Raw genomic sequence first — 24,704 nt, 5'->3', positions numbered from 1 at the left:
CACGAAGGCGACCGCCCATGCCTGACCGCCTCCTCACCGTCGCCGAGGCAGGCGAACTGCTCGGCACCGGAGAACGCTTCGTCCGCCGCCTGATCGCTCAGCGCCGTATCCGCTACATCAAGCTCGGCCGCCCGGTGCGTGTCCCGGAGAGCGCGATAGCCGAGTTCATCGAGGCGCGCACAGTCGAGCCGCGTCACCGCACCCGTCCTCGCCCCCTTGCCGGCCCCCGCCCCCGTCCCGGTTCCCGCTACGGACGAGCGGCTTGATGGCGGGACGCAAACCGCAGCGAAGACGCGAGTTCGGCACCGTCCGCAAACTGGCCTCCGGCCGCTGGCAGGCCCGCTACATCGGCCCGACCGGTCTCCGCTACACCGCCCCGGGGACCTTCGACACGAAGACCGACGCACAGGACTGGCTCAACCTCACCCGCGCCGACATCGAACGCGAGCACTGGCACGACCCGGACGCCGGTGCGGTCAACTTGGAGAAATACGCACTCCGCTGGCTGAAGGAACGCGGCCTGGCCCCCACCACGGTCGACCGCTACACCGGCCTCCTGCGCCTCCACATCCTCCCGGCCTTCGGCCCCGCCGACCTGGACGAGATCACCCCGCCCTCGGTCCGCACCTGGCGAGCCGACCGCCTCCAGGCCACCGGTGCGACCACCGTCGCCAAGTCCTACCGCCTCCTGAAAGCCATCCTCCAGACAGCCGTGGACGACGACCTCCTGCGCACCAACCCCTGCCGCATCAAGGGCGCAGGCAAGGAAGAGGCGGACGAACGCCCCACCGCCACCATCCAGCAGGTCTTCGACCTCGCCGACGCCATGGGCCCACGCTGGCGCCTGATGGTCCTCCTCGGCGCCTTCGCCTCCCTCCGCCCCGAGGAACTCGCCGAGCTGCGCCGCCACAGCATCGACCTCGACGAAGGCTCCCTCCGCATCACCCACGCCTCCCCGGAACTGACCAACGGCAAGCGCGCCACCGGCGACCCCAAAACCCGCGCGGGCAAACGCACCGTCCACCTCCCCGACTTCCTCCTCCCCGAACTGCGCCGCCACCTCCAGTGGTTCGCCGAGAAGGAACGCGACGGCCTCCTCTTCATCGGGGAGAAGGGCGCCCCCTTCCGCCGCTCGACCTTCGGCCGCAAGTGGCGCAAGGCGAGGACGAAGGTCGGGATGCCGGACAACTTCCGCTTCTACGACCTCCGCCACACCGGCAACACCCTGGCCGCCGACACCGGCGCCAAGCTGAAGGACCTCATGGTCCGCGCCGGCCAGTCCTCCGAGCGGGCCCAGCTCATCTACCAGCACTCCACGGCCAGACACCAGCGCAAACTGGCCAAGGCCATCGACGCCGAGGTGAGAGGCCAGTTACCACCCCCACGCGCCGCCGTCCTCCGTCTGCGGCACCCGGGACAGCGGTGACCACACACTGAGACAGGGCCTGGGATCGGTGCGGAACGGAACGGGGTTTTCGCACAAGCGACTTTGCACTCACCCCATGTAGCGGTGATGCAGATCACATAAAGCAGGTCTCAAGATTTGAGACAACTCGGCCTCGGCGTGACAGAAGGCGCCAGAGAGGCACTCCATAACGACACCCAGACGCTGACTTAGGGCACGCGAAGGGCACGCCACCCCGAAATTGGACTAGACAACAAACAACCCCCAGGCCAACAACCTGGGGGTTCATCATGGAGCGGGTGACGAGAATCGAACTCGCGCTCTCAGCTTGGGAAGCTGATGTTCTACCATTAAACTACACCCGCACAAGGAGCGGATCTTGGCGCCCCGAACGTGCGCTCACTCTACCTCATGCCGGGCCGCCGATGCTCATACCGGGGGCCCGGCGCTGTGCTGAGAGGGTGTCCCGGTCGCTGCCGGGAGGAGGGGTCCTTGCCCTGTACAAGGGCATCCCGCGTCCTGCCCAAGGGCACTCCGTGTCCCGCGGGAGAGGTGCCCCGCGCCCCGCCGGAAGGCGTGCCCCATCCCCCGCGGCACAAGCACCCCCACCCCCACGAACCCGGCATCCCACCCACCCCCTCCCCCCTCCCCCTGCCCCCCGTCAGCGTTCGACGCGGCTGCGGGGGCGCTCAGTTGGGGCGTACCGTGGAGGTCGGGTGTGGGTCGGAGTGCCGCCTGGAAGGGCGCCCCTTTCATCACGTAATGTGCGGGTTTCGTCCGGCGAGGAGCAGCCGGTCGTGGCTCTGGGGAAGGGACTCTTGGACTTGATGGAGCGCACCGTCGTCCGTTGTGCCGATGGGCACGTGTTCAGTACCGCTTCGTTTCCGATGCAGCAGGCCGAGCGGCTCGGGCCGGGTCGGCTCGTGCGTTGTCCGCGGTGTGCGCGGCTGCGCAGCGTCGTGCCGGTCGCCCTGGTGGAGAAGCGGTAGCGCCGACCGGGGAGGGAAGCGGCAGCGGAAGCGGCAGCGCCGACCGGAGATGGTGGTCGTAGCGGTGGCCGAAGAAGGAAGCCGTACCGGCGGCTGAGGAAGGCAGCCGTACCGGCGGCTGAGGCAAGGCAGCGGTGGCCGAGGGAGGAACCGGCCGCCGGGGAACGGAGTGGTAGCGCGGGGCGCGCGGGCCGACGCGATTGTCGTGGGTCCGTGTGCCGTGCGTATCCTCGGGGCGTGCTTCTCTCAGACAAGGACATCCGGGCCGAGATCGACGCCGGGCGAGTGCGGATCGATCCTTTTGATGAATCCATGGTGCAGCCCTCTAGCGTCGATGTGCGGCTGGACCGGTACTTCCGGGTGTTCGAGAATCACCGGTACCCCCATATCGACCCCTCCGTCGAGCAGATCGATCTGACGCGGATGGTCGAGCCCGAGGGGGACGAGCCGTTCATTCTGCATCCCGGTGAGTTCGTGCTCGCCAGTACCTACGAGGTCATCTCCCTGCCCGATGATCTCGCCTCCCGGCTGGAGGGGAAGAGTTCCCTCGGGCGACTCGGACTCGTCACCCATTCCACCGCCGGGTTCATCGACCCCGGTTTCTCGGGGCACGTCACCCTTGAGCTGTCCAATCTCGCCACCCTGCCGATCAAGCTCTGGCCCGGCATGAAGATCGGGCAACTGTGTCTGTTCCGGCTGTCGTCCCCCGCCGAATTCCCCTATGGGAGTGAGCGGTACGGGTCCCGGTACCAGGGGCAGCGCGGGCCCACTCCCTCGCGGTCCTTCCTCAATTTCCATCGGACCCAGGTGTGAGTCCTGCGGTGACCGAATCCGGTGGGCGCCGGGAGAATCTGACCTACGCGCGGTTCGGCGACGCCGTCCGGGAACTGGCCCAGACCATCGCCGACGACGGCTACGAGCCCGACATCGTGCTCTCGATCGCGCGGGGCGGGGTCTTCGTCGCCGGAGGGCTCGCCTACGCGCTCGACTGCAAGAACATTCACCTGGTGAATGTGGAGTTCTATACGGGGGTGGGGACCACCCTCGACATGCCCGTCATGCTCGCCCCGGTCCCCAACGTCGTCGACTTCTCCGAGAAGAAGGTCCTCATCGCCGACGATGTCGCCGACACCGGCAAGACGCTCAAGCTGGTCCGGGACTTCTGTCTCGACACCGTCGCCGAGGTGCGCTCCGCCGTCATCTACGAGAAGTCGCATTCGCTGGTGAAATGCGAGTACGTGTGGCGGCGGACCGAGGACTGGATCAATTTTCCGTGGTCCGTGCTGCCGCCCGTCCATCGGGTCACCGGCGGAACCCCGAGAGAGAACACCGAGGCTGGGTGAGGCTCTTCCCGGGCCACCGAATCAATCCACCGAATCAATCCACCGGGTCAACCCACCGGGTCAGAACGTCCCCAGCTTCACGATCGACAGCAGCGCGATCAGTTGGATCGCCGACGCCCCCAGCGCCTTCGGCCACGGCAGGTCGTGGGAGCGGGTGACCATCAGGGTCAGCAGCGCGCCCGCCGCCACCCAGGTCGCCCAGCCCAGGATCTGGACGAAGGGCGCGTCGCCGCCCGCGAACAGGGCGACGATCAGACGCGGGGTGTCGGTGATCGACGTGATCAGCATCGACAGGCCCACCGTCGGCTGCCACGCCCCGTCGCCGCCGAGCTGGCGGGCCAGGGTGTGGGTGACCACGCCCAGCACGAACGCGCTCAGCACCATCGCCACCGCCGTCGTCAGGACGATCGGGATCGCGTTGGCGAGCGTGGCGTTGATGGCGTCCTCGCGGGCGCCGTCGAAGCCGAAGACGGCCAGCAGGCCGTAGAGGAACGTCACGACGAGGGCCGGGCCCCACATCGCGTAGTCCCGCATCTGGAGGAACGTCTGGTTCGGGGCCAGCACGATGCCCCTCAGCAGGGCCTTCCAGTGCAGCCTCGGGCCTGCCGGAGGCGCTGGCGGGGTCGAACCCGCGTGGTAGGTCTGGCCCTGGGTGTAGCCGGACGCCTCGTCGACGGAGAACGCCTGGGTGTGGCCGGGGTTGTTCGCGGCGTACGGGTCCGGTGTGCCCTGGTGGTAGCCACCGCCGTCGCCGAAGTACTCCGGCTCGCCGTGATGCCCCTGGTGTCCTTGATACCCCTGGTGCCCCTGGTGCGTTTGATGGGCCTGATGGCCTCCGTAGCCGCCCCCGCCGCCCGGGTGCGGCGCCGGGGGCGCGGGGGGATGGCCGTACGCCGGCGGTGGTCCCTGGGGGGCCTGGGCCTGCTGCCCGTACGGAGCGTTGTGCGGTCGCGCTTGCGGGGTCCGGTTGTCCCGGCCGCCGCGTCCGATCCTGAATCCAGCCACGTCAACGAACGTACCTGGTCCCGGAGAGTGACGTACGGGAGCCGGGACCACCGGGTGGGGTTTGCGGCCGAGCTGTGACATCCCCTAAGGGGGTGATGCCGGTGCCCCCTAGGGTGCGCGGCTGCCGAGGGCAGCCCGGCGCTCGGCCTACTCGGCGAGTTCCCAGGCGAAGACCGCCGAGCCCTTCACCCCGGCCGCCGCCGCCGTGAAGGACGCCGCTCCGGACGTGGTCGGGCCCGCGGACGCGCCCCGCAGGACGGTGACGGCGCCGTTCTCGTTCTCGTAGCCGGAACCGACGACCAGTTCGGCCCTGCGGTCCTTGGTGACGTCGGTGAGCTGGACGGAGAGGCCGAAGGCGTCGCCGGTCTCGTTGGCGCCGGGGACGCCCGCGGTGTTCTGGGTGAAGGACTTGGCGCCGGTGCCGGTGAGGCCGGCGCGCGAGCCGAACAGGACCGTCACCGAGCCGCTGTCCCGGGCCGTGCCGTTGTCCTCGCCCCACGCGCCGACCGCCACATCGGCGAGGCCGTCGCCGTTGACGTCCCCGACCGCCACCGCCGAGCCGAAGAGGTCGCCGTTCTCGCCCGCGCCGGGCACGCCGGGCGTGTCCTGGTGGATGACGGTCGGGCGCTGGGCCGGGTCGGGGCCGTTCTTCGAGCCGTACCAGACCGCGATCCGGCCGCCCTTGCTGCCGCCGGGCAGGTCCGAGGACGGGTCGCGGTAGTCGCCGAGGACCAGGTCGCCGTAGCCGTCGCCGTTGATGTCGCCGGTCGCGCCGGGGTCGCCGTCGGCGCCCGGGAGGGCGAGCAGGGCGTAGTCGGACTCGGGGAACTGGTCGTTGCCCGGGGCGTGGGTGGCGTAGCGGATGTCGCCGCGGGCGTCACCGTCCACCGCCATCGGGTAGACGCGCTCGGCCTTGCGGTCGCCGTTCAGGTCTCCCGCGGTCACCTCGAAGGTGGTGCCGATGCCCTCGACGGGGAGGTGGGTGCGGGGCTTGCCGGCGCGGGTGAAGGGGCCGTTGTAGAGGCGGGTGGCGGTCTGGCCGGTGGCGGTCACATCGGCCTTGCCGTCGCCGTCGACATCGGCGACCGCCACGTCCGAGCCGTAGCCGCCCCACTCGGACAGTCCGCCGGGCTGGGGGAGTGTCACACCGCCGGACAGGCCGGACGCGCCGCCCCACAGCACGGTCAGCTCGCCCACGCCCCGCTTGGTGGTGGTGCTCTCGTACTGGGCGCCGACCACGAGGTCGCTGTAGCCGTCGCCGTCCAGGTCACCGGCGGCCAGGCTGTAGCCGAAGCGGTCGTCGGCCTCGGCGGTGCCGGCCACGCCGGGCGAGTTCTGGGTGATCACGGCCTTGCGGGAGGTGGCGGTGGAGACACCGGACGCCGATCCGTACAGCACCACGACCGCGCCCGCCCCGTGGACCGAGCCGACGCTCGCGCCCCAGGAGCCGATCGCCAGGTCCCGGTAGCCGTCGCCGTTGAAGTCGTGCGCGAGGCGGGAGGGCGCGGCGGCGGCCGGGGCGGCGGGCAGCACGGGGGTCAGCAGGCTCGTGGTCAGGCCGGCGGTGAGGGCGGTGGCGAGAAGAAGGGTGCGCTTGCGCAAGGGGACTACTCCGTGGCAGGGGGAGAAACGGTCGTGCGGGTGTGCCGTGCGGTGCGGAAACGTTCCGTCGTCGGCGATCAGGAGACCCGTACAGGAGTCGAAGGGTTGTACGGATTCCGGGACTGTATGTGAATCGGCTGTGCGGGGGCCAATGGGTTTTCGGGGCGGTGCACTTGGCGCCGCGCTATCCCCCCCCGCTGTCCCCGGCTATCCCTCGCTGTCCCCCAGGAACTCCGCCGTCGAGAACGTCACCGCCGGGGCGTCCGCCACCAGGGGGCCGCCCCGCGCGCCGCCCGGATGGACCGCCACCGCGTCCCAGGTCTCCCCCCGGTACGTCCGGACCACCAGGTCGGCCCGCTCGTCGCCGTCGAAGTCGCCCACCGCCAGCACACGGGACGTGCCGCGGGCGGCCGGGGTGAGGGTGATGGCCGGTTCCGGGGAGAGGCCCCGCGGACCGCCCCGGAAGATCCGCAGCTCCCCGGAGTCGTCGGTGGTCACCAGGTCGGCGTGGCCGTCGCCGTCGAAGTCGCCGGTGTCGAGCCGGGTGCCCGGGGTGTCGAGGGCGGCGCGGGTGGGGTCCGGGAAGTCGTAGCGCAGGGCGGTGCCGGACTCGGTGCCGATCGCCGCGTCCAGGGCGGCGCCGCGCCCGAACGGGCCGAGGACGGCGTCGGCGCCGGGCGGCAGGGCGATTGCGGCGTCGGTGGGGCCGTCGGGGCCGCCGGGCACCAGGAAGGCGTCGCCCTCGCCCGCCGCGGCCCGGACGACCAGGTCGTCGTAGCCGTCCCCGTCGGCGTCGACGGCCGGGCCGGTGGGGACGTTGCCGGGGGCCGGGACCGGGGCGTCGGCCGCCCGCGGGGCGCCCTTGCGGGTGAACGGGCCGCGCAGATAGCTCAGTTGCTGCTCGGAGGCGTGCAGGACGAGGTCCTGGGCGCCGTCGCCGTCGAAGTCCCCGCACACCGGCTGGTCCGGCCAGTCGTTCCCGGCGCGGGCCGCGTCCGGCACGGCGAGGGTGACGGCCTTGCCGGTGAGGCCCTGCGGTGAGCCGAAGAGGACCTGGACCGGGACCGGGGGGCGGCCCTGGCCGTCGTAGGGCGGGTCGGTGGACAGGACGAGGTCGGTGAAGCCGTCGCCGTCGAGGTCGCAGCTCGTCTCGGCGTCGAAGACGGCGGGCGCCTGGCCGTCGGTGCGGGCCGCCTGCCGGGCCGGGCTCAGCAACTGCCGTGCCCCGGGGGCGAGTCCGTCCGGGCCGCCGTAGACGATCCCGGCCCCGGCGTCGTCCGCGTGCGCCTGGTCCTTGACGAGGTCGTTGAGGACGAGGTCCCGGCGGCCGTCGCCGTTGAAGTCGTCGGGGGTGTCGCTGCCGTCGCCGCGCGGGACGGGGAGGCCGGGACGGGCCGGGGCGGCGGCCTTGTCCACGGGGGTGGGGTCGGCGCCCGTACCGGAGCCGGGGCCGCACGCGGCGAGGGAGAGCACCAGGGCGGCTCCCGCCGCCACCCACATCACGCCTGCGCCTGTGCGCATCACTCACCTCGCCGGCCACACCGTCAACGACCCCGTAATGATGCGCGTGTTGGGGGTGAGGGTGGTAGGGGGAGGGGGGAGGCCGAGGGGGGAGGTTCCGGGGGAGCGCGCGCCCCGCGCGGTTCGTGCAGAGCGCGCGGGGCGTACGGTTCGTGTGGGGCGCGCTGAGGGATCGGGACGATCGGCTACCGGACGATGCCGATGCCCGGCTACCGGACCACGCCCGGCTCCTGCTACTTCACCGGCTCGGGCTCCGGCTCCGGCGTGCTCGGGGCCTCGCCCGCCGGGTCCACCGGGGTCTTCACCGACTCCAGCAGCAGTTGGGCCACGTCCACCACCTGGACGGTCTCCTTCGCCTTGCCCTCGTTCTTCTTGCCGTTGACCGAGTCGGTCAGCATGACCAGGCAGAACGGGCAGGCGGTGGAGATGATGTCGGGGTCGAGGGAGAGGGCCTCGTCGACGCGCTCGTTGTTGATGCGCTTGCCGATCCGCTCCTCCATCCACATCCGCGCGCCGCCCGCGCCGCAGCAGAAGCCGCGCTCCTTGTGCCGGTGCATCTCCTCGTTGCGCAGGCCCGGGACCTTGGCGATGATCTCGCGCGGGGGCGTGTAGATCTTGTTGTGGCGGCCCAGGTAGCAGGGGTCGTGGTAGGTGATCAGACCCTCGACCGGGGTGACCGGGATCAGCTTGCCCTCGTCCACCAGGTGCTGGAGGAGCACGGTGTGGTGGATGACCTCGTAGTCGCCGCCGAGCTGCGGGTACTCGTTGCCGAGGGTGTTGAGGCAGTGCGGGCAGGTGGCGACGATCTTCTTGGCCGCCCTGGGCTTCGCCGACTCGGCGACGACCTTGCCGTCGTCGTCCAGCTCCTCGCCGAACGCCGTGTTCAGGGCCATGACGTTCTCCATGCCCAGCTCCTGGAACAGCGGCTCGTTGCCGAGGCGCCGGGCGGAGTCGCCGGTGCACTTCTCGTCGCCGCCCATGATGGCGAAGCTGACGCCCGCCATGTGGAGGAGTTCCGCGAACGCCTTGGTGGTCTTCTTGGCGCGGTCCTCCAGGGCGCCGGCGCAGCCGACCCAGTACAGGTACTCGACCTCGGAGAGGTCCTCGATGTCCTTGCCGACCACCGGGACCTCGAAGTCGACCTCCTTGAGCCACTCCAGGCGCTGCTTCTTGGCCAGGCCCCAGGGGTTGCCCTTCTTCTCCAGGTTCTTGAGCATCGTGCCCGCCTCGGAGGGGAAGGCGCTCTCGATCATCACCTGGTAGCGGCGCATGTCGACGATGTGGTCAATGTGCTCGATATCCACCGGACACTGCTCGACGCAGGCGCCGCATGTGGTGCAGGACCACAGGACATCCGGGTCGATGACTCCGTTCTCCTCGGCGGTGCCGATGAGCGGGCGCTCGGCCTCGGCGAGGGCCGCCGCGGGCACCTCGGCGAGCTGCTCGGCGCTCGCCCGCTCGTCGCCCTCCGCGGTCTTGCCGCCGCCCGCCAGCAGATAGGGCGCCTTGGCGTGCGCGTGGTCGCGCAGGGACATGATGAGCAGCTTGGGGGAGAGCGGCTTGCCGGTGTTCCAGGCGGGGCACTGCGACTGGCAGCGTCCGCACTCGGTGCAGGTGGAGAAGTCGAGCAGGCCCTTCCAGGAGAACTGCTCGACCTGCGACACGCCGAAGACGTCGTCGTCGCCGGGGTCGGTGAAGTCGATCGGCTTGCCGCCGGAGGTCATCGGGAGCAGCGCGCCGAGCGAGGAGCCGCCGTCGGCGTTGCGCTTGAACCAGATGTTCGGGAACCCGAGGAAGCGGTGCCAGGCCACGCCCATGTCGGTGTTGAGGGCGACGACGATCATCCAGGTGAAGGACGCCGCGATCTTCAGCCCGGCGAAGAAGTAGGTCAGGTTCTGGAGGGTGGACAGCTCCAGGCCGGACAGCGCGGACACCACGGGGTAGGAGAGGAAGAACGACGCCTCGTAGCTGTCGACGTGGTGCATCGCGCCCTCCAGCGCGTGCAGCATGAAGATGCAGACCCCGACGATCAGGATGACCGTCTCGACGAAGTACGCCTGACCGGTGTTGGACCCCGCGAACCGGGACTTGCGCCCCGCCCCGCCCGGCCGTGAGAGCTGCCGGATCACGATCAGCGCGAGGATCCCGAGCACGGTCATGGTGCCGATGAACTCGACGAAGACGTTGTACGGGGCCCAGTCGCCGATCACCGGGAGCAGCCAGTCGGCCTGGAAGAGCTGGCCGACGGCGTTCACGATGGTGAGCAGGAGGGTGTAGAAGCCGATCGCCACGAACCAGTGGGCGACGCCGACGATCCCCCAGCGGTTCATCCGGGTGTGCCCGAGGAACTCCTTGGCCAGCGTGATCGTGCGCAGCACGGGGTCGTTGGTGCGGGCCCCGGCCGGGATCGGCTGGCCGAGCGCCATGAACCGGAAGATCTGGAGGACGGCCCGGCCGAACAGGGCGACGCCGACCACCATGAGGACCATCGACACGATGATCGCGGCGAGTTGCATCTCAGGGCTCCTCGGGCCTGCGGGGGGACGGTGACCAGTCGGACATCGGCGGCCCCGTCATTACTAAGCGGTAACTTACCCAGTCCTTCGAGATTACCCCGCATCCCGTCTCGCACTGTAGCCAGCCGCTCGGTGATCTGTGTCGCTGAGGGGCACCTGTGTGCGTCACAGGGGCGCTGTGCGGTGCGGGGGTGCGTCACACGGGCGCTGCGTGGTGCGGGGGTGCGGTGCGGGGGCGCTGTGCGGTGCAGGGGTGGTCGTCCCGTGTGGTGCGGGGACGGTCCGTACGGGCGGCCCTGTGCCCCGGCGCGCCGAGTGCACCCCTGCATTCGTCACAAATAGTGACATTCCGTTTAGCGTGGGCAGGTGCTCTACGGGATCGCCGCGGCCGTGGCCGCCCTGCTGCTCGCCGCCCTGCTCTCGGCGCTGCTCGGCGCCCTCGCCCTGCGCCGCGGTCTGCTGGACCGGCGCCGGCGCGCCCGGCCGGTACCGCTGCTCGGCGGGGCCGCGGTGGTCGGGGCCACGCTGCTGGTCGCCGGGGCCGGGGAGTGGGCCGGGGTCGCCCGGCTCGGCGCCGGGGTCGGCGCGCTGCTGACGGCCGCGACCGCCGTCGCCGGGCTCGGTCTGGCCGCCGACCTGTGGCGGCTGCGCACCCGCTTCTTGCTCGCCGGTACGGTCCTGGCCGCGCTGTGGGTGGTCCTGCCGTACGGCGGGGGCGCCGGGGGTGTCGGGGCTGTCGGGGGTGTCGGCGCGGTGGTGGCCGCCTGCTGGATGGCGGGGGTGGCGCTGGCCTTCCGGTCCCTGGACCATGCCGACGCCCTCGCCGGGACGGTCGGCGTGGTGACCGCCTTCGGGCTCGGGGTGTGCGCGGCGGTGGAGGTGCGGGACGGGCTGGCGGTGCTGCTGAGCGTGCTGGCGGCGGCGCTGACCGGGTTCCTGATGCACAACTGGCCTCCCGCGCGGATCTCGTTCGGCGCCACGGGGTCGCTGTTCGTGGGGTTCGTGCTCGCGGGCGCGGCGCTGCTCACGCGCGCGGGTGGGGAAGTACCGGTGTCCTTCGGCGTGTTGTTCGCGGTGACGGCGGTGGCTGTCGCGGATGTGGCGCTGGTGGTGCTGGCGCGGCGGCTCGCCGGGCGGGCGCTGGCGGCCAGGGGTGGGCCGGACCATCTGGCGCACCGGCTGCGCCGGGCCGGGCTCACCGCGCGCGGGGCGGCGGTGTCGCTGGGCGCCGGGTCCTTCGGCGCGGTGCTGGTGGGGGTGCTGGTGCACACGGGGTGGGCGGACGCCTCGGCGGCGCTGTGGGTGGGGGGTGGGGTGGTGGTGATGGTGTGGGGGTTGCTGCGGGTGGAGACGCCGGGGGCGGGTCGGGGGCCGCTCCGCGGGGGTGAGGGGGTCTCCGGCGGACTGGTCGCCTTGGGCGGCGGGCTCTCCGGCGGGCGGTTCGGCGGGGGTGGGTCACGCTCCGGCGGACCGTCTCGTTCGGGCGTCGGACTCTCCAGTGCGCGGCTCGGTGCGAGAGGCGTCCCCTCCGGTGGACCTGCCCGCACGCGCGGCGGGGTCTCCGGCGGGCCGGCCGGCATGGGGCGCGCCTCCTCCAGCGAACCCCACGCGGGACCACCCGACCCGCCCCGCACCCCCTCCGCCGACCCGCCCCCCGCCCGGCGGGTCCCCTCCGCCCGGCGTTTTCGGCTGGGTGCAACCCTGGGCGGGCGGGCTGCGTCTTCCCAGGCCAGAGGATGGTTGCGTGTAAGGAGCGGATAAAGGTTGAGTCTGCTCGACTCAGCTCTGTTGACCCAGCGGAGCGAGTGATGCACACTTGAGCCCGTTCCACTCAAGTTGGCTGGAGGAATCAACCATGGCACGTGCGGTCGGCATCGACCTGGGCACGACAAACTCGGTCGTCAGCGTTCTGGAGGGCGGCGAGCCCACCGTCATCACCAACGCCGAGGGCGCCAGGACCACGCCGTCCGTCGTCGCCTTCGCGAAGAACGGTGAGGTGCTCGTCGGCGAGGTCGCCAAGCGCCAGGCGGTCACCAACGTCGACAGGACCATCCGGTCGGTCAAGCGCCACATGGGCACCGACTGGAAGATCGAGCTGGACGGCAAGCCGTTCAACCCGCAGCAGATCAGCGCCTTCGTGCTCCAGAAGCTGAAGCGCGACGCCGAGGCGTACCTGGGCGAGAAGGTCACGGACGCGGTCATCACCGTCCCGGCGTACTTCAACGACGCCGAGCGCCAGGCCACCAAGGAGGCCGGCGAGATCGCCGGTCTGAACGTCCTGCGCATCGTCAACGAGCCGACCGCCGCCGCGCTGGCGTACGGCCTCGACAAGGACGACCAGACGATCCTGGTCTTCGACCTCGGCGGCGGCACCTTCGACGTGTCCCTGCTGGAGATCGGTGACGGCGTCGTCGAGGTGAAGGCCACCAACGGCGACAACCACCTCGGTGGCGACGACTGGGACCAGCGGGTCGTGGACTACCTGGTCAAGCAGTTCGCCTCCGGTCACGGCGTGGACCTCGGCAAGGACAAGATGGCGCTCCAGCGCCTGCGCGAGGCCGCCGAGAAGGCGAAGATCGAGCTGTCCAGCTCCACCGAGACCTCGATCAACCTGCCCTACATCACCGCCTCCGCCGAGGGCCCCCTGCACCTCGACGAGAAGCTCACCCGCGCCCAGTTCCAGCAGCTCACCGCGGACCTCCTGGAGCGCTGCAAGACCCCGTTCCACAACGTCATCAAGGACGCGGGCATCCAGCTCTCCGAGATCGACCACGTGGTCCTGGTCGGCGGCTCCACCCGGATGCCCGCTGTCGCCGAGCTGGTCAAGGAGCTGACCGGCGGCCGTGAGGCCAACAAGGGCGTCAACCCGGACGAGGTCGTCGCCATCGGCGCCGCGCTCCAGGCCGGTGTCCTCAAGGGCGAGGTCAAGGACGTCCTGCTGCTCGACGTCACCCCGCTGTCCCTCGGTATCGAGACCAAGGGCGGCATCATGACCAAGCTGATCGAGCGCAACACCACGATCCCGACCAAGCGCTCCGAGATCTTCACCACGGCCGAGGACAACCAGCCGTCGGTGCAGATCCAGGTCTACCAGGGCGAGCGCGAGATCGCGGCGTACAACAAGAAGCTCGGGATGTTCGAGCTGACCGGTCTGCCCCCCGCCCCGCGCGGTGTCCCGCAGATCGAGGTCGCCTTCGACATCGACGCCAACGGCATCATGCACGTGACCGCCAAGGACCTGGGCACGGGCAAGGAGCAGAAGATGACCGTCACCGGCGGCTCCTCGCTGCCGAAGGACGAGGTCGACCGGATGCGCCAGGAGGCCGAGCAGTACGCGGAGGAGGACCACCGCCGCCGCGAGGCCGCCGAGACCCGCAACCAGGGCGAGCAGCTCGTCTACCAGACGGAGAAGTTCCTCAAGGACAACGAGGACAAGGTCCCCGGCGAGATCAGGACCGAGGTCGAGGAGTCCCTCGTCGAGCTGAAGGAGAAGCTCAAGGGCGAGGACAGCGCCGAGATCCGCACGGCCACCGAGAAGGTCGCCGCCGTCTCCCAGAAGCTGGGCCAGGCCATGTACGCCGACGCCCAGTCGGCGCAGGCCGCCGGGGGCGACGCCACCACCGGTGAGACCCCGCGGGCCGACGACGACGTGGTCGACGCCGAGATCGTCGACGACGAGCAGCAGCAGCGCAAGGACGGTGCGGCGTGACCGAGGAGACCCCGGGCTTCGAGGAGAAGCCCGACGTCCCCTCCGGCGCGACCCCCGACGACGCCGAGCCGAAGTCCGCCCCCGAGCAGGGGGCGGCTCCGGCCGGGGACGGGACCGAGACAGCGGGTCTGGTGGCCCAGTTGGACCAGGTGCGCACCGCGCTCGGCGAGCGCACCGCGGACCTCCAGCGCCTCCAGGCCGAGTACCAGAACTACCGCCGCCGGGTGGAGCGGGACCGGATCGCGGTCAAGGAGATCGCCGTCGCGAACCTCCTGACCGAGTTGCTCCCGGTCCTCGACGACATCGGGCGGGCCCGGGAACACGGCGAGCTGGTCGGCGGTTTCAAGTCGGTGGCGGAGTCGCTGGAGACCGTGGCGGCCAAGATGGGCCTTCAGCAGTTCGGCAAGGAGGGCGAGCCCTTCGACCCGACGATCCACGAGGCCCTGATGCACTCCTACGCGCCGGATGTGACCGAGACCACCTGCGTCGCGATCCTCCAGCCGGGGTATCGCATCGGCGAGCGCACCATCCGCCCCGCGCGGGTGGCGGTCGCCGAACCGCAGCCGGGCGCGCAGACGGTGAAGCCGGAGGGCGAGTCCTCGGACGCCGACTCCGACGGGACCAAGGAGAGCGGTGGCCCGGACGAGGGCTGACGTCGACCGGATGATCCGGATGACCCGGATCATCCGGACGGCGAGGAAGAGGGAGGAGGGACGTCGGGGATGAGTACGAAGGACTACATCGAGAAGGACTACTACAAGGTCCTCGGCGTCCCCAAGGACGCCACCGAGGCCGAGATCAAGAAGGCGTACCGCAAGCTGGCCCGGGAGAACCACCCCGACGCCAACAAGGGCAACGCCAAGGCCGAGGAGCGCTTCAAGGAGATCTCCGAGGCGAACGACGTCCTCGGCGACCCCAAGAAGCGCAAGGAGTACGACGAGGCGCGGGCGCTGTTCGGCAACGGCGGCTTCCGGCCCGGCGGCCCCGGTGGCGGCAACTTCAACTTCGACCTGGGTGACCTCTTCGGCGGTCAGCAGCCCCAGGGCGGGGGCGGAGGCGGCTTCGGCGGCGGGCTCGGCGATGTCTTCGGCGGGCTCTTCAACCGCGGCGGCGCCGGTCCCGGCACCCGGGTCCAGCCCCGGCGCGGCCAGGACATCGAGTCCGAGGTCACCCTCAGCTTCACCGAGGCGATCGAGGGCGCGACGGTCCCGCTGCGGATGTCCTCCCAGGCCCCCTGCAAGGCATGCTCCGGCACCGGCGACGCCAACGGCACCCCCCGGGTCTGCCCGACGTGCGTCGGCACCGGGCAGGTGGCCCGCGGCTCGGGCGGCGGCTTCTCGCTGACCGACCCCTGCCCCGACTGCAAGGGCCGCGGACTGATCGCGGAGAACCCCTGCGAGGTCTGCAAGGGCAGCGGCCGGGCCAAGTCCTCGCGGACCATGCAGGTGCGCATCCCGGCCGGGGTCGGTGACGGCCAGCGGATCCGGCTGCGCGGCAAGGGCGCCCCGGGCGAGCGCGGCGGCCCCGCGGGCGACCTGTATGTGGTCGTCCATGTCGACGCCCACCCGGTGTTCGGCCGCAAGGACGACAACCTCACGGTCACCGTCCCCGTGACCTTCGCGGAGGCGGCGCTCGGCGGCGAGGTCCGGGTCCCGACCCTGGGCGGCCCGCCGGTCACCCTGAAGCTCCCGCCCGGCACGCCCAACGGGCGCACGATGCGGGCCCGCGGCAAGGGCGCGGTCCGCAAGGACGGCAGCCGCGGGGATCTGCTGGTCACCGTGGAAGTGAGTGTCCCGAAGGACCTTTCGGGGAAGGCTCGTGACGCGCTGGAGGCGTACCGCGAGGCTTCCGCGGGCGAGGATCCGCGGGCGGAGCTGTTCCAGGCCGCGAAGGGAGCTTGATCGAGATGGACGGTCGTCGTCCCCGGCAGCGCGGGGGCATTCCCGAAATGACCGAGGAGACCCCGGTCTACGTCATCTCGGTGGCGGCCCAGCTCTCCGGTCTGCACCCGCAGACCCTGCGCCAGTACGACCGTATGGGCCTGGTCTCCCCGGACCGCACGCCCGGCCGCGGCCGGCGCTACTCGGTCCGGGACATCGAACTGCTGCGCCAGGTGCAGCAGTTGTCCCAGGACGAGGGCATCAACCTGGCCGGTATCAAGCGGATCATCGAGCTGGAGAACCACGTGGCCGCGCTCCAGTCCCGGATCGCCGAGATGGAGTCGGCGCTGGACGGGGCGGCGGCGGCGATGCGCCAGCGCGAGGCCCAGGTGCACGCGTCCTACCGCCGCGATCTGGTGCCGTACCAGGAGGTGCAGCAGACCAGCGCGCTGGTGGTGTGGCGGCCCAAGCGACCGCAGTCGGACTGACCGGCGGCACCCGCGAGGGGTGAGGGCCGGGAGGCGGGTGACCGTCCTCCCGGCCCTTACTCGTGTCCGCACGATCCGCCGGAGCACCTGCCGGGCATCCGCCGGGCATTCGCCGAGACGACCACCGGGACGACCACCGAGACGGCCGCCGGATCCCGTTCGCTCAGCGGAAGGTGATATTGCCATCTCGTTAAGTAGGATCACTTGACGGTTACGGCGCCCGGCGCGTTGGCTGCCAGTCGTCGGCGGCTTCCCGTGGTCCGGGCTGTGCGGCGCCGACCGCGGTCTTCCCGTCCGCAACGAACGCAACGCAACGACGGCAACGCAACGACGGCAACGCAACGACGGCAACGCAACGACGGCAACGCAACGACGGCAACGCAACGACCGCAACGCAACGACCGCAACGCAACCACCGCAACGCAACCACCGCAACGAACGCAACGCAACCACCGCAACCACCGCAGCGTCCGTAACCTCGGCACCGTCCGCAACGACCCCTACCCGCACTGGAGTGAGACCCCGAATGCGTCGTATCGCCATACCCGTGGCCGCGTCCTCGCTGATCCTCTCGCTCGCCGGCTGCGGCGTTCTGGGCGCGACGGGCGACTCCGGTGACGCCAGCCCCACCAAGGGCAACGACCTCACGGTCGGGCTGCTGCTGCCGGAGAAGGCCAACACCCGGTACGACAAGTTCGACCACCCCATCTTCGAGAAGAAGGTCGCCGCCCTCACCGACAATCAGGGCCGGGTGGAGTACGCCAACGCCGACGCGGACGCGGCCCGTCAGGAGACCCAGCTCCAGGCCATGATTGACAACGGTGTCGATGTCATCGTGCTGGACGCGGTGGACGCCAAGGCCGTCGCGGGCGGGGTGCGCAAGGCGAAGGACGCCGGGATCCCGGTCATCGCCTACGACCGGCTGGCCGAGGGCCCGATCGACGCGTACATCTCCTTCGACAACGAACTCGTCGGCGAGGTCCAGGGCCGCACCCTGCTGGAGGAACTGGGCAGCGGCACCGCCGCCGACCGGATCGTGATGATGAACGGCTCGCCGACCGACCCCAACGCGGGCCAGTTCAAGCAGGGCGCCCTGGACGAGCTGGAGGGCCAGGTCACCATCGCCAAGTCCTACGACACCAAGGACTGGAAGCCGGAGAACGCCGAGGCCAACATGGCCGAGGCGATCGACGAGATCGGCGCCGACAACATCGCCGGGGTGCTCGCCGCCAACGACGGCATGGCGGGCGGCGTCATCAAGGCGCTGGAGGCCGCCGGGGTCACCGAACTGCCCCCGATCACCGGCCAGGACGCGGAACTCGCGGCCGTCCAGCGGATCCTCACCGGCGAGCAGTTCATGAGCGTCTACAAGTCCTATCCGCAGGAGGCCGAGGCCGCCGCCGAGATGGCCGTGGCGCGGGTGCAGGGCCGGGACATCCAGTTCGACGCGCTGACCCGGGACCGGGTGGACAGCCCCACCCAGCAGGACATCCCCTCGCAACTGGTCACCGTGGTCGCGCTCACCGCCGACAACATCAAGGACACCGTGGTCGCCGACGGGATCTACCCGGTCTCGGACATCTGCACGGCCGACTACGAGGAGGAGTGCGCGGCGGCGGGTCTCAAGTGACCCCGCGCGCCCGCCCGTAGCCCCTCGCGGCCCGCCCCGTACGTCACTCCACATCTCTCACGTCCCGCAGGTCACCCGGCCCTCGGCGCCCCCGCCCGGCTCGGTGCGCCGGGGTGGGCCGGGGAGGGGCCGAGGACGGCGAAAACCCGTCCATAGCGGTGGTTTCCCCGGTTCGCTTCCCGCGGAGCCGTGTTGCGGACCAGGTCCGGGCCGCGCATAGTTGCGGAGCCGAAAGGTCTCGTCGGTGCCGGCCTCCCGGGTACACCCGGGGCCCGTCGGCGGACCGAACCGACGACGCGGAGAGGCTGGAACCGGGGGTGGAATGGGCGATGGCCGGGCACGGAAGGGAGCATCCCCACGGTGCCGACCGACTGTGCGAGGCCGGGGACCGCGTGTACTCCCGTGCCGTACGGCGGGGGAGGGTGCCCCGCACCGACGCCGGACCGGTCCCGTGTCTGCTGGAGCTGGCCCTGTTGCATCCCGACCCCGACGACATGGACTGGCTGGTGCCGACCGCCCCGCAGGAGGTCATGACCCGGCTGCTGCGCGGGGTCTACGACGAGGTCAGCGCGAGCCAGCGCCGGGTGGGCGCGGCGGTCGCCGCCGTCGAGTGGTACGCGGGCCTGGGCGGCTCCGCACCGGCCTCACCGCAGGGTGAGGGCGCCGCGATCCGGGTGCTGGACGGCCCGGCGCGCATCCAGGCGGCGCTGGACGAGGCGACCGACGCCTGCACCACCGAGGTGCTCACCGTGCAGCCGGGCGGCATCCGCCGCGAGCACGAACTCTCCGAGGGCCTGCACCGGGCGCTCGCCCTGCGCGGACGCGGGGTGCGGATGCGCGATCTCTACAACCATGTCGCCCGTCATGGCCAGGGCCTGCTGAACTACCTCGAACTGATGGGGGAGGCCGTACAGGCCCGCACCCTGGACGAGGTGATCGACCGGCTGATCCTCTTCGACCGCACGGTCGCCTTCATCCCGGCCAACGCCGACCGCACGATGGCCCTGGAACTGCGCCACCCCGGTCTGGTCGAGTACCTCGTCACCGTCTTCGAACGGCTGTGGCGGCTGGCGATCCCGCTGACCGCCCCGCTCCCCGACACCGGGATCGAGGGCATCTCGCACCGCGAGCAGTCCATCGCCGCGCTGCTCGCCGAGGGCCACCAGGACGCGGTGATCGCCGAGCGGCTCGGGATCAGCGTCCGCACCTGCCGCGCCCATATCGCCCGGCTCTCCGAGACGCTGGGCGCCGCCAGCCGGACCCAGCTCGGCGTCCGGATAGCGCAGGTCGGCCTGCACAGCCCGTCCGGCACCCCGGCCGAACTCACCATCCCGGGCCAGGAGTCCCCGACGGGACGGTGAGGCTCCGGAAGCCACGAGCACCGTCAGCCCGCCCGGCCCGCGCCGCTGCGCCGCCGCGCGCCTCACCCCCGGAGAACAGCACCCCCTGCCCCGCCCGGCACCCCCGGACAAACAGCACCCCCGGACAAACAGCACCCCCGGACAAACAGCACCCCCGGACAAACAGCCCCCCACCGCGGACGCGCCCCCTCACCGCCCCTGTTCCTTCTCCAGCAGCCCCGACTGGGCGATCAGATAGCCGAGCTGGGCGCGGCTGCCGCTGCCCAGGGCGGTGGCCAGCTTGGCGATATGGGCCCGGCAGGTGCGGACGTTCATCCCCAGGCGGCGGGCGATGGCCTCGTCCACATGGCCCTCCACCAGCAGCTTGGCGATGGAGTGCTGGATGTCGGTGATGCCGTCGGGGGCGGTCTCGTAGGGGGTGCCGGTGCTCAGCGGGACCGCGCGGCTCCACATGAACTCGAAGACCTTGATGAGGTACCGCACCAGACCGGGGTGGCGCAGTTCCAGGGCCACGGCGCGGTCGTCCCGGGTGGGGATGAAGGCGACCGACTCGTCGCAGATGATCAGCCGCTCCACGAGTTCGTCGATGGTGCGGTACTCGACCTTGTTGTCGGTGAACTGGGCGGTGTAGGCGAGGGTCTCGGGGCTGTGCCGGGCGGTGTGCTGGTAGAGGGTCTTGATTCGGACACCGCGGTCGGTGAGCGCTTTGTCGCGTTCCAGCCCCTGCATCAGCGTGGTCTCCAGCCGCCGCCCGCCGGGCTGGACGGTCAGCATCTCGGTCTGGCACTGCGCGGTGGCCAGATCGAGGGCGGCGTTGATCCGCTCGAATCCCTCCAGGACGGTCAGCGACGGGGTGGCCGTCGTTGTCTGGGTGGCGAGGCTCATGAACGGCTCGAAGATGTCGGTCAGTTCGACGGAGGTCCGCCGCCGTTCCGCTATCTCCCGCTCAAGGGGGTTGAGCCGCTGGGCCAGCGCGATGGCCGGGGGGACCGGGCGCAGCCATTCGGGGTCGTCCGGATCGGGGTGTAGCAGGGCGAACTCCATCAGACAGGGAGCCGCTTCCGCGTCCGTACGGGCGATACGTCCGCCACGGAGGGCCGCGGCGTAGAGGCGGCTGCCCTCCTCGCATAGTTCGGTCATCGGATGGGGATGCATCCTAGATGTCCCTTTGGCTACCAAATTTCCACCCCCCAGGGTCCTGAACATGCAGGAACATGATGCACCGTTTGTGTGGCCACGACGTGCCTGAATGAGCCATCGTCTTATCCGACGGGGGAAGAGGGGACCTTCAAGTGAGGACGAAGCCGACTATGCGCAAGAGAACGCTTCGCTCGGTGCTTGTCGCAGCCTTCTCCGCCGTTGTGGCCATCGGAACGCTCAGTGGCCTGGCCGGCGCGAAGGGCGACACCAGGGCTGACAGCAGTTGGGGGCTGGTGCGGGCGAGTGCGGCCGGCGAAGCGGACAGTAGTTGGGGTCCGAACACGCCAGTCCGCGTCGCACCGGTCCGGGCAAACGACAGTAGCTGGGGCTGACCGATGACCACTCCGCCGGACGACCGGTCGTTTCGCAGGGAAATGGCCACGGCATACCGCTCGGGCTGGCACTTCATCGATCTTGTCACCGCTCTCCCCCACAACGGTGACTCGCTGATGGTGACAGTGTTCGGAGAACCCGTGGTGGTGACCCGGGACGAGGACGGGGATGTGCGGGCCTATCGCTGTCTGCGCCGCCCCCGAGGTGCACCGCAGCCCGTGCGATGTGCCATCCGCTACGGAATGATCTTCGTCAATCTGGACCAGCGGGACCATCAACTGGCGGAGCCCACGCCCGCCGGCACACGAACCATCTCAGCCACCCCCCGCAGTGCCTGACGCGATTCCCCCGTCGTAACAGATCGCTCAGGTGCTTCCCCCCGCAGCGGCGTCACCGTGACCTGAACACGGTGACGCCGCTGCAGTTTTCCAGGATATTTCCGGGTATCGCCCGATCCTGGCCATGGCTGAAACTGATCTCTCTCAGCCCCGGCCCATCGCCCGGGTCACTGTGATCTCAATCACCACACGCGTGGGATTGACCGAGGGCGTCCGGTACCGCTCGGCATAGCGCCGCTCCGCCTCCGCCACCTGCTCGGGCTCCGCGCGGAGCACCGCCCGCCCCTCCAGCGTCGCCCACCGCCGCCCGTCCACCTGGCACACCGCCACCCGGGCCCCCTCCGCCCCGGCCGCCGCCACATACCGCGCCTTCGCGCTCCCCCCGTCCGTGATCACCCGAGCCAGCCGCTCCCCGGGGTCGTAGGTGACGCCGACCGGCACCACATGCGGGGTGCCGTCCGGGCGGATCGTCGTCATCGTGCACACATGCCGCTCACGCCAGAAGCTGAGGTACGGCGCGTCCGGCGCGCCCGGGTCCTGCGGATGGGAAGCCATGGCCGGAAGGTAACCCGGGAGGTGGCCCCCGCCTCACCTTGAGTGGAATAGACTCAACTTTATGCACGTTGGACGAGTCACGACGGGGCACTGCGGAGGGGGACCTCCGAAGACCCCTCCCGTGACCGTGCCGAGGGCGACGACGACGGCGAGGACGCCGAGGAGGAGACAGCGAACGTGGACGCCGAGCTGACCAACCGGAGCCGGGACGCGATCAACGCGGCCGGCCAGCGGGCCGTGACCGAGGGCAACGCCGATCTCACGCCCGCGCATCTGCTCCTGGCGCTGCTCCAGGGTCAGGACAACGAGAACATCACCGATCTGCTCGCCGCCGTCGACGCCGATCAGGCCGCCGTACGGGCCGGGGCCGAGAAGGCCATCGGCCAGTTGCCCAGTGTGACGGGGTCCACCGTCGCGCCCCCGCAGCCCAACCGCGAGCTGCTCGCGGTGATCGCCGACGCCCAGTCCCGCGCCCGCGACCTCGGCGACGACTATCTCTCCACCGAGCACCTCCTCATCGGCATCGCCGCCAAGGGCGGCCAGGCCGGCGAGGTGCTGACCGGCGCCGGGGCCACCGCCAGGAAGCTCCAGGACGCCTTCCGCGCCGCGCGCGGCGGACGCCGGGTCACCACCGCCGACCCCGAGGGCTCCTACAAGGCCCTGGAGAAGTTCGGCACCGACTTCACCGCCGCCGCCCGCGACGGCAAGCTCGACCCGGTCATCGGCCGCGACCAGGAGATCCGCCGGGTCGTCCAGGTCCTCTCCCGCCGCACCAAGAACAACCCCGTCCTCATCGGCGAGCCCGGCGTCGGCAAGACCGCCGTGGTGGAGGGCCTCGCCCAGCGGATCGTCAAGGGCGATGTCCCCGAGTCCCTCAAGGACAAGCGGCTGGTCTCCCTCGACCTCGGCGCGATGGTCGCGGGCGCGAAGTACCGGGGCGAGTTCGAGGAGCGCCTGAAGACCGTCCTCGCCGAGATCAAGGACTCCGACGGGCAGGTCATCACCTTCATCGACGAACTCCACACGGTCGTCGGCGCGGGCGCGGGCGGCGACTCCGCCATGGACGCGGGCAACATGCTCAAGCCGATGCTGGCCCGCGGCGAGCTGCGCATGGTCGGCGCCACGACCCTGGACGAGTACCGGGAGCGGATCGAGAAGGACCCGGCCCTGGAGCGCCGCTTCCAGCAGGTCCTGGTCGCCGAGCCGTCCGTCGAGGACTCCATCGCCATCCTGCGCGGCCTCAAGGGCCGCTACGAGGCCCACCACAAGGTGCAGATCGCGGACAGCGCGCTGGTCGCCGCCGCCACCCTCTCCGACCGGTACATCACCTCCCGTTTCCTCCCCGACAAGGCCATCGACCTGGTGGACGAGGCCGCCTCCCGCCTCCGCATGGAGATCGACTCCTCGCCGGTCGAGATCGACGAACTCCAGCGTGCCGTCGACCGGCTGCGCATGGAGGAGCTGGCCCTCGCCAAGGAGACCGACCAGGCGTCCAAGGACCGTCTCGACAAGCTCCGCCGCGACCTCGCCGACAAGGAGGAGGACCTGCGGGGCCTGACCGCCCGCTGGGAGAAGGAGAAGCAGTCCCTCAACCGGGTCGGCGAGCTGAAGGAGAAGCTGGACGACCTGCGCGGCCAGGCCGAGCGCGCCCAGCGCGACGGCGACTTCGACACCGCCAGCAAGCTGCTCTACGGGGAGATCCCGGGCGTCGAGCGCGATCTGGAGGCCGCGTCCGAGGCCGAGGAGGAGGCCGCCAAGGGCACCATGGTCAAGGAGGAGGTCGGCGCCGACGACATCGCGGACGTCGTCGCCTCCTGGACCGGCATCCCCGCCGGGCGCCTCCTGGAGGGCGAGACCCAGAAGCTGTTGCGCATGGAGGACGAGCTGGGCCGCCGCCTGATCGGCCAGGGCGAGGCGGTCCGCGCGGTCTCCGACGCCGTACGCCGCTCCCGCGCGGGCATCTCCGACCCCGATCGCCCCACCGGCTCCTTCCTCTTCCTCGGCCCGACCGGCGTCGGCAAGACGGAACTGGCCAAGGCGCTCGCCGACTTCCTCTTCGACGACGAGCGGGCCATGATCCGCATCGACATGTCCGAGTACGGCGAGAAGCACAGCGTGGCCCGGCTGGTCGGCGCCCCGCCCGGATACATCGGCTACGAGGAGGGCGGCCAGCTCACCGAGGCCGTCCGCCGCCGCCCGTACAGCGTGGTCCTGCTGGACGAGGTGGAGAAGGCGCACCCCGAGGTCTTCGACATCCTGCTCCAGGTCCTGGACGACGGCCGGCTCACCGACGGACAGGGCCGCACGGTCGACTTCCGCAACACCATCCTGATCCTCACCTCCAACCTGGGAAGCCAGTATCTGGTCGAGCCGCTGACCGGCGAGGAGGAGAAGAAGCAGCAGGTGCTGGAGGTGGTCCGGGCGTCCTTCAAGCCGGAGTTCCTGAACCGGCTGGACGACCTCGTGGTCTTCTCGGCGCTCAGCAGGGACGAGCTGGGCCGCATCGCCCGCCTCCAGATCGACCGCCTCGCCAAGCGCCTCGCCGAGCGCAGACTCACCCTCGACGTCACCCCCGAGGCCCTGGCCTGGCTCGCCGACGAGGGCAACGACCCGGCGTACGGCGCCCGCCCGCTGCGCCGCCTGGTCCAGACCGCGATCGGCGACCGGCTCGCCCGGGAGATCCTCTCCGGCGAGGTCAAGGACGGCGACACGGTCCGCGTCGACGCCTTCGGCGAGGGCCTGATCGTGGGCCCGGCGACGGGCAAGACACTGTAACCCTCGGTAACCGCACCTCTCCGTCCCCGTACGGCGACGGCCCGTCCCCGGCAT

19 protein-coding genes and 1 tRNA gene are annotated in these 24,704 nt (G+C 70.9%); 13 read left to right on the top strand and 7 right to left on the bottom strand.

Annotation, left to right across the window (positions count from 1 at the left end; all coding sequences use genetic code 11):
* Window positions 1–17 precede the first annotated feature (17 nt).
* Window positions 18–266 (top strand): helix-turn-helix domain-containing protein, encoded by a 249-nt coding sequence (locus tag AB0O01_RS21030; RefSeq protein WP_365315331.1) that lies wholly within the window; start codon window positions 18–20, stop codon window positions 264–266.
* Complete coding sequence (locus tag AB0O01_RS21025) at window positions 266–1,426, top strand: site-specific integrase (RefSeq protein ID WP_365315329.1); 1,161 nt, start codon at window positions 266–268, stop codon at window positions 1,424–1,426. Before AB0O01_RS21030 ends, AB0O01_RS21025 begins: the two co-directional genes overlap by 1 nt.
* A 270-nt stretch (window positions 1,427–1,696) precedes the next feature.
* On the opposite strand, the gene AB0O01_RS21020 is transcribed toward AB0O01_RS21025, so the two are convergent.
* A tRNA-Gly gene (locus AB0O01_RS21020) sits at window positions 1,697–1,770 on the bottom strand.
* An 861-nt stretch (window positions 1,771–2,631) separates the two neighbouring features.
* Between AB0O01_RS21020 and dcd the strand changes: the two genes are divergently transcribed.
* Both dcd and AB0O01_RS21010 read left to right on the top strand, forming a co-directional pair.
* Complete coding sequence (gene dcd / locus AB0O01_RS21015; protein WP_365315327.1) at window positions 2,632–3,207, top strand: dCTP deaminase; 576 nt, start codon at window positions 2,632–2,634, stop codon at window positions 3,205–3,207.
* Window positions 3,208–3,215: 8 nt separating this feature from the next.
* The gene (locus tag AB0O01_RS21010; RefSeq protein ID WP_365315325.1) at window positions 3,216–3,737 is read left to right on the top strand and encodes a phosphoribosyltransferase; all 522 of its coding nucleotides are present in this window, start codon (window positions 3,216–3,218) and stop codon (window positions 3,735–3,737) included.
* A 60-nt stretch (window positions 3,738–3,797) separates the two neighbouring features.
* On the opposite strand, the gene AB0O01_RS21005 is transcribed toward AB0O01_RS21010, so the two are convergent.
* The 4 genes from AB0O01_RS21005 to AB0O01_RS20990 all read right to left on the bottom strand — a co-directional run bounded on the left by AB0O01_RS21005 (window position 3,798) and on the right by AB0O01_RS20990 (window position 10,381).
* Window positions 3,798–4,823 (bottom strand): YIP1 family protein, encoded by a 1,026-nt coding sequence (locus tag AB0O01_RS21005; protein ID WP_365315323.1) that lies wholly within the window; start codon window positions 4,821–4,823, stop codon window positions 3,798–3,800.
* A gap of 66 nt (window positions 4,824–4,889) precedes the next feature.
* On the bottom strand, window positions 4,890–6,344 hold the full coding sequence (locus tag AB0O01_RS21000) for an FG-GAP-like repeat-containing protein (RefSeq protein ID WP_365315321.1): 1,455 nt from the start codon (window positions 6,342–6,344) through the stop codon (window positions 4,890–4,892).
* A 207-nt stretch (window positions 6,345–6,551) separates the two neighbouring features.
* Window positions 6,552–7,865: a VCBS repeat-containing protein gene (locus AB0O01_RS20995; protein WP_365315319.1), complete on the bottom strand. Its 1,314-nt coding sequence runs from the start codon at window positions 7,863–7,865 to the stop codon at window positions 6,552–6,554.
* 233 nt (window positions 7,866–8,098) lie between these two features.
* Window positions 8,099–10,381, bottom strand: coding sequence for a (Fe-S)-binding protein (locus tag AB0O01_RS20990; RefSeq protein ID WP_365315317.1), 2,283 nt, complete (start codon window positions 10,379–10,381; stop codon window positions 8,099–8,101).
* 366 nt (window positions 10,382–10,747) lie between these two features.
* Between AB0O01_RS20990 and AB0O01_RS20985 the strand changes: the two genes are divergently transcribed.
* The 7 genes from AB0O01_RS20985 to AB0O01_RS20955 all read left to right on the top strand — a co-directional run bounded on the left by AB0O01_RS20985 (window position 10,748) and on the right by AB0O01_RS20955 (window position 19,449).
* Window positions 10,748–12,142 (top strand): MraY family glycosyltransferase, encoded by a 1,395-nt coding sequence (locus tag AB0O01_RS20985; protein WP_365315315.1) that lies wholly within the window; start codon window positions 10,748–10,750, stop codon window positions 12,140–12,142.
* Between the two features lie 94 nt (window positions 12,143–12,236).
* Window positions 12,237–14,090, top strand: coding sequence for a molecular chaperone DnaK (gene dnaK / locus AB0O01_RS20980; RefSeq protein ID WP_365315314.1), 1,854 nt, complete (start codon window positions 12,237–12,239; stop codon window positions 14,088–14,090).
* Window positions 14,087–14,743, top strand: a complete 657-nt coding sequence (gene grpE, locus AB0O01_RS20975; RefSeq protein ID WP_365315313.1) for a nucleotide exchange factor GrpE — start codon at window positions 14,087–14,089, stop codon at window positions 14,741–14,743. Before dnaK ends, grpE begins: the two co-directional genes overlap by 4 nt.
* A 69-nt stretch (window positions 14,744–14,812) precedes the next feature.
* Complete coding sequence (gene dnaJ / locus AB0O01_RS20970; RefSeq protein WP_365315312.1) at window positions 14,813–15,991, top strand: molecular chaperone DnaJ; 1,179 nt, start codon at window positions 14,813–14,815, stop codon at window positions 15,989–15,991.
* 47 nt (window positions 15,992–16,038) lie between these two features.
* The gene (locus AB0O01_RS20965) at window positions 16,039–16,458 is read left to right on the top strand and encodes a helix-turn-helix domain-containing protein (RefSeq protein WP_355735833.1); all 420 of its coding nucleotides are present in this window, start codon (window positions 16,039–16,041) and stop codon (window positions 16,456–16,458) included.
* 526 nt (window positions 16,459–16,984) lie between these two features.
* Entirely contained in the window at window positions 16,985–18,088 is a 1,104-nt protein-coding gene (locus AB0O01_RS20960; protein ID WP_365315310.1) for a substrate-binding domain-containing protein, read from the top strand.
* 329 nt (window positions 18,089–18,417) lie between these two features.
* Window positions 18,418–19,449 (top strand): LuxR C-terminal-related transcriptional regulator, encoded by a 1,032-nt coding sequence (locus AB0O01_RS20955; protein ID WP_365315308.1) that lies wholly within the window; start codon window positions 18,418–18,420, stop codon window positions 19,447–19,449.
* Window positions 19,450–19,638: 189 nt separating this feature from the next.
* On the opposite strand, the gene AB0O01_RS20950 is transcribed toward AB0O01_RS20955, so the two are convergent.
* A complete protein-coding gene (locus AB0O01_RS20950) occupies window positions 19,639–20,589 on the bottom strand; it encodes a helix-turn-helix transcriptional regulator (protein WP_365315306.1) in 951 nt (316 codons plus the stop codon).
* Window positions 20,590–20,984: 395 nt separating this feature from the next.
* Here AB0O01_RS20950 and AB0O01_RS20945 point away from each other — a divergent pair, with 395 nt between their 5' ends.
* Window positions 20,985–21,320, top strand: a complete 336-nt coding sequence (locus AB0O01_RS20945) for a hypothetical protein (protein ID WP_365315305.1) — start codon at window positions 20,985–20,987, stop codon at window positions 21,318–21,320.
* A gap of 144 nt (window positions 21,321–21,464) precedes the next feature.
* Here the strand turns inward: AB0O01_RS20945 and AB0O01_RS20940 are convergent, their stop codons facing one another.
* The gene (locus tag AB0O01_RS20940) at window positions 21,465–21,875 is read right to left on the bottom strand and encodes a TIGR03618 family F420-dependent PPOX class oxidoreductase (RefSeq protein WP_365315303.1); all 411 of its coding nucleotides are present in this window, start codon (window positions 21,873–21,875) and stop codon (window positions 21,465–21,467) included.
* Window positions 21,876–22,052: 177 nt separating this feature from the next.
* On the opposite strand from AB0O01_RS20940, the gene clpB reads away from it, so the two are divergent.
* Window positions 22,053–24,650 carry an ATP-dependent chaperone ClpB gene (clpB, locus tag AB0O01_RS20935; RefSeq protein ID WP_365315301.1) on the top strand — a complete coding sequence of 866 codons (2,598 nt, stop codon included), beginning with the start codon at window positions 22,053–22,055 and terminating at the stop codon, window positions 24,648–24,650.
* The last annotated feature ends 54 nt before the right edge of the window (window positions 24,651–24,704 follow it).

Source organism: Streptomyces sp. NPDC093252, assembly GCF_040683675.1.
Lineage (GTDB): Bacteria > Actinomycetota > Actinomycetes > Streptomycetales > Streptomycetaceae > Streptomyces.
The sequence above is the reverse complement of the archived record's forward strand: the minus strand, read 5'-3'. Positions and strand labels throughout refer to the sequence as shown.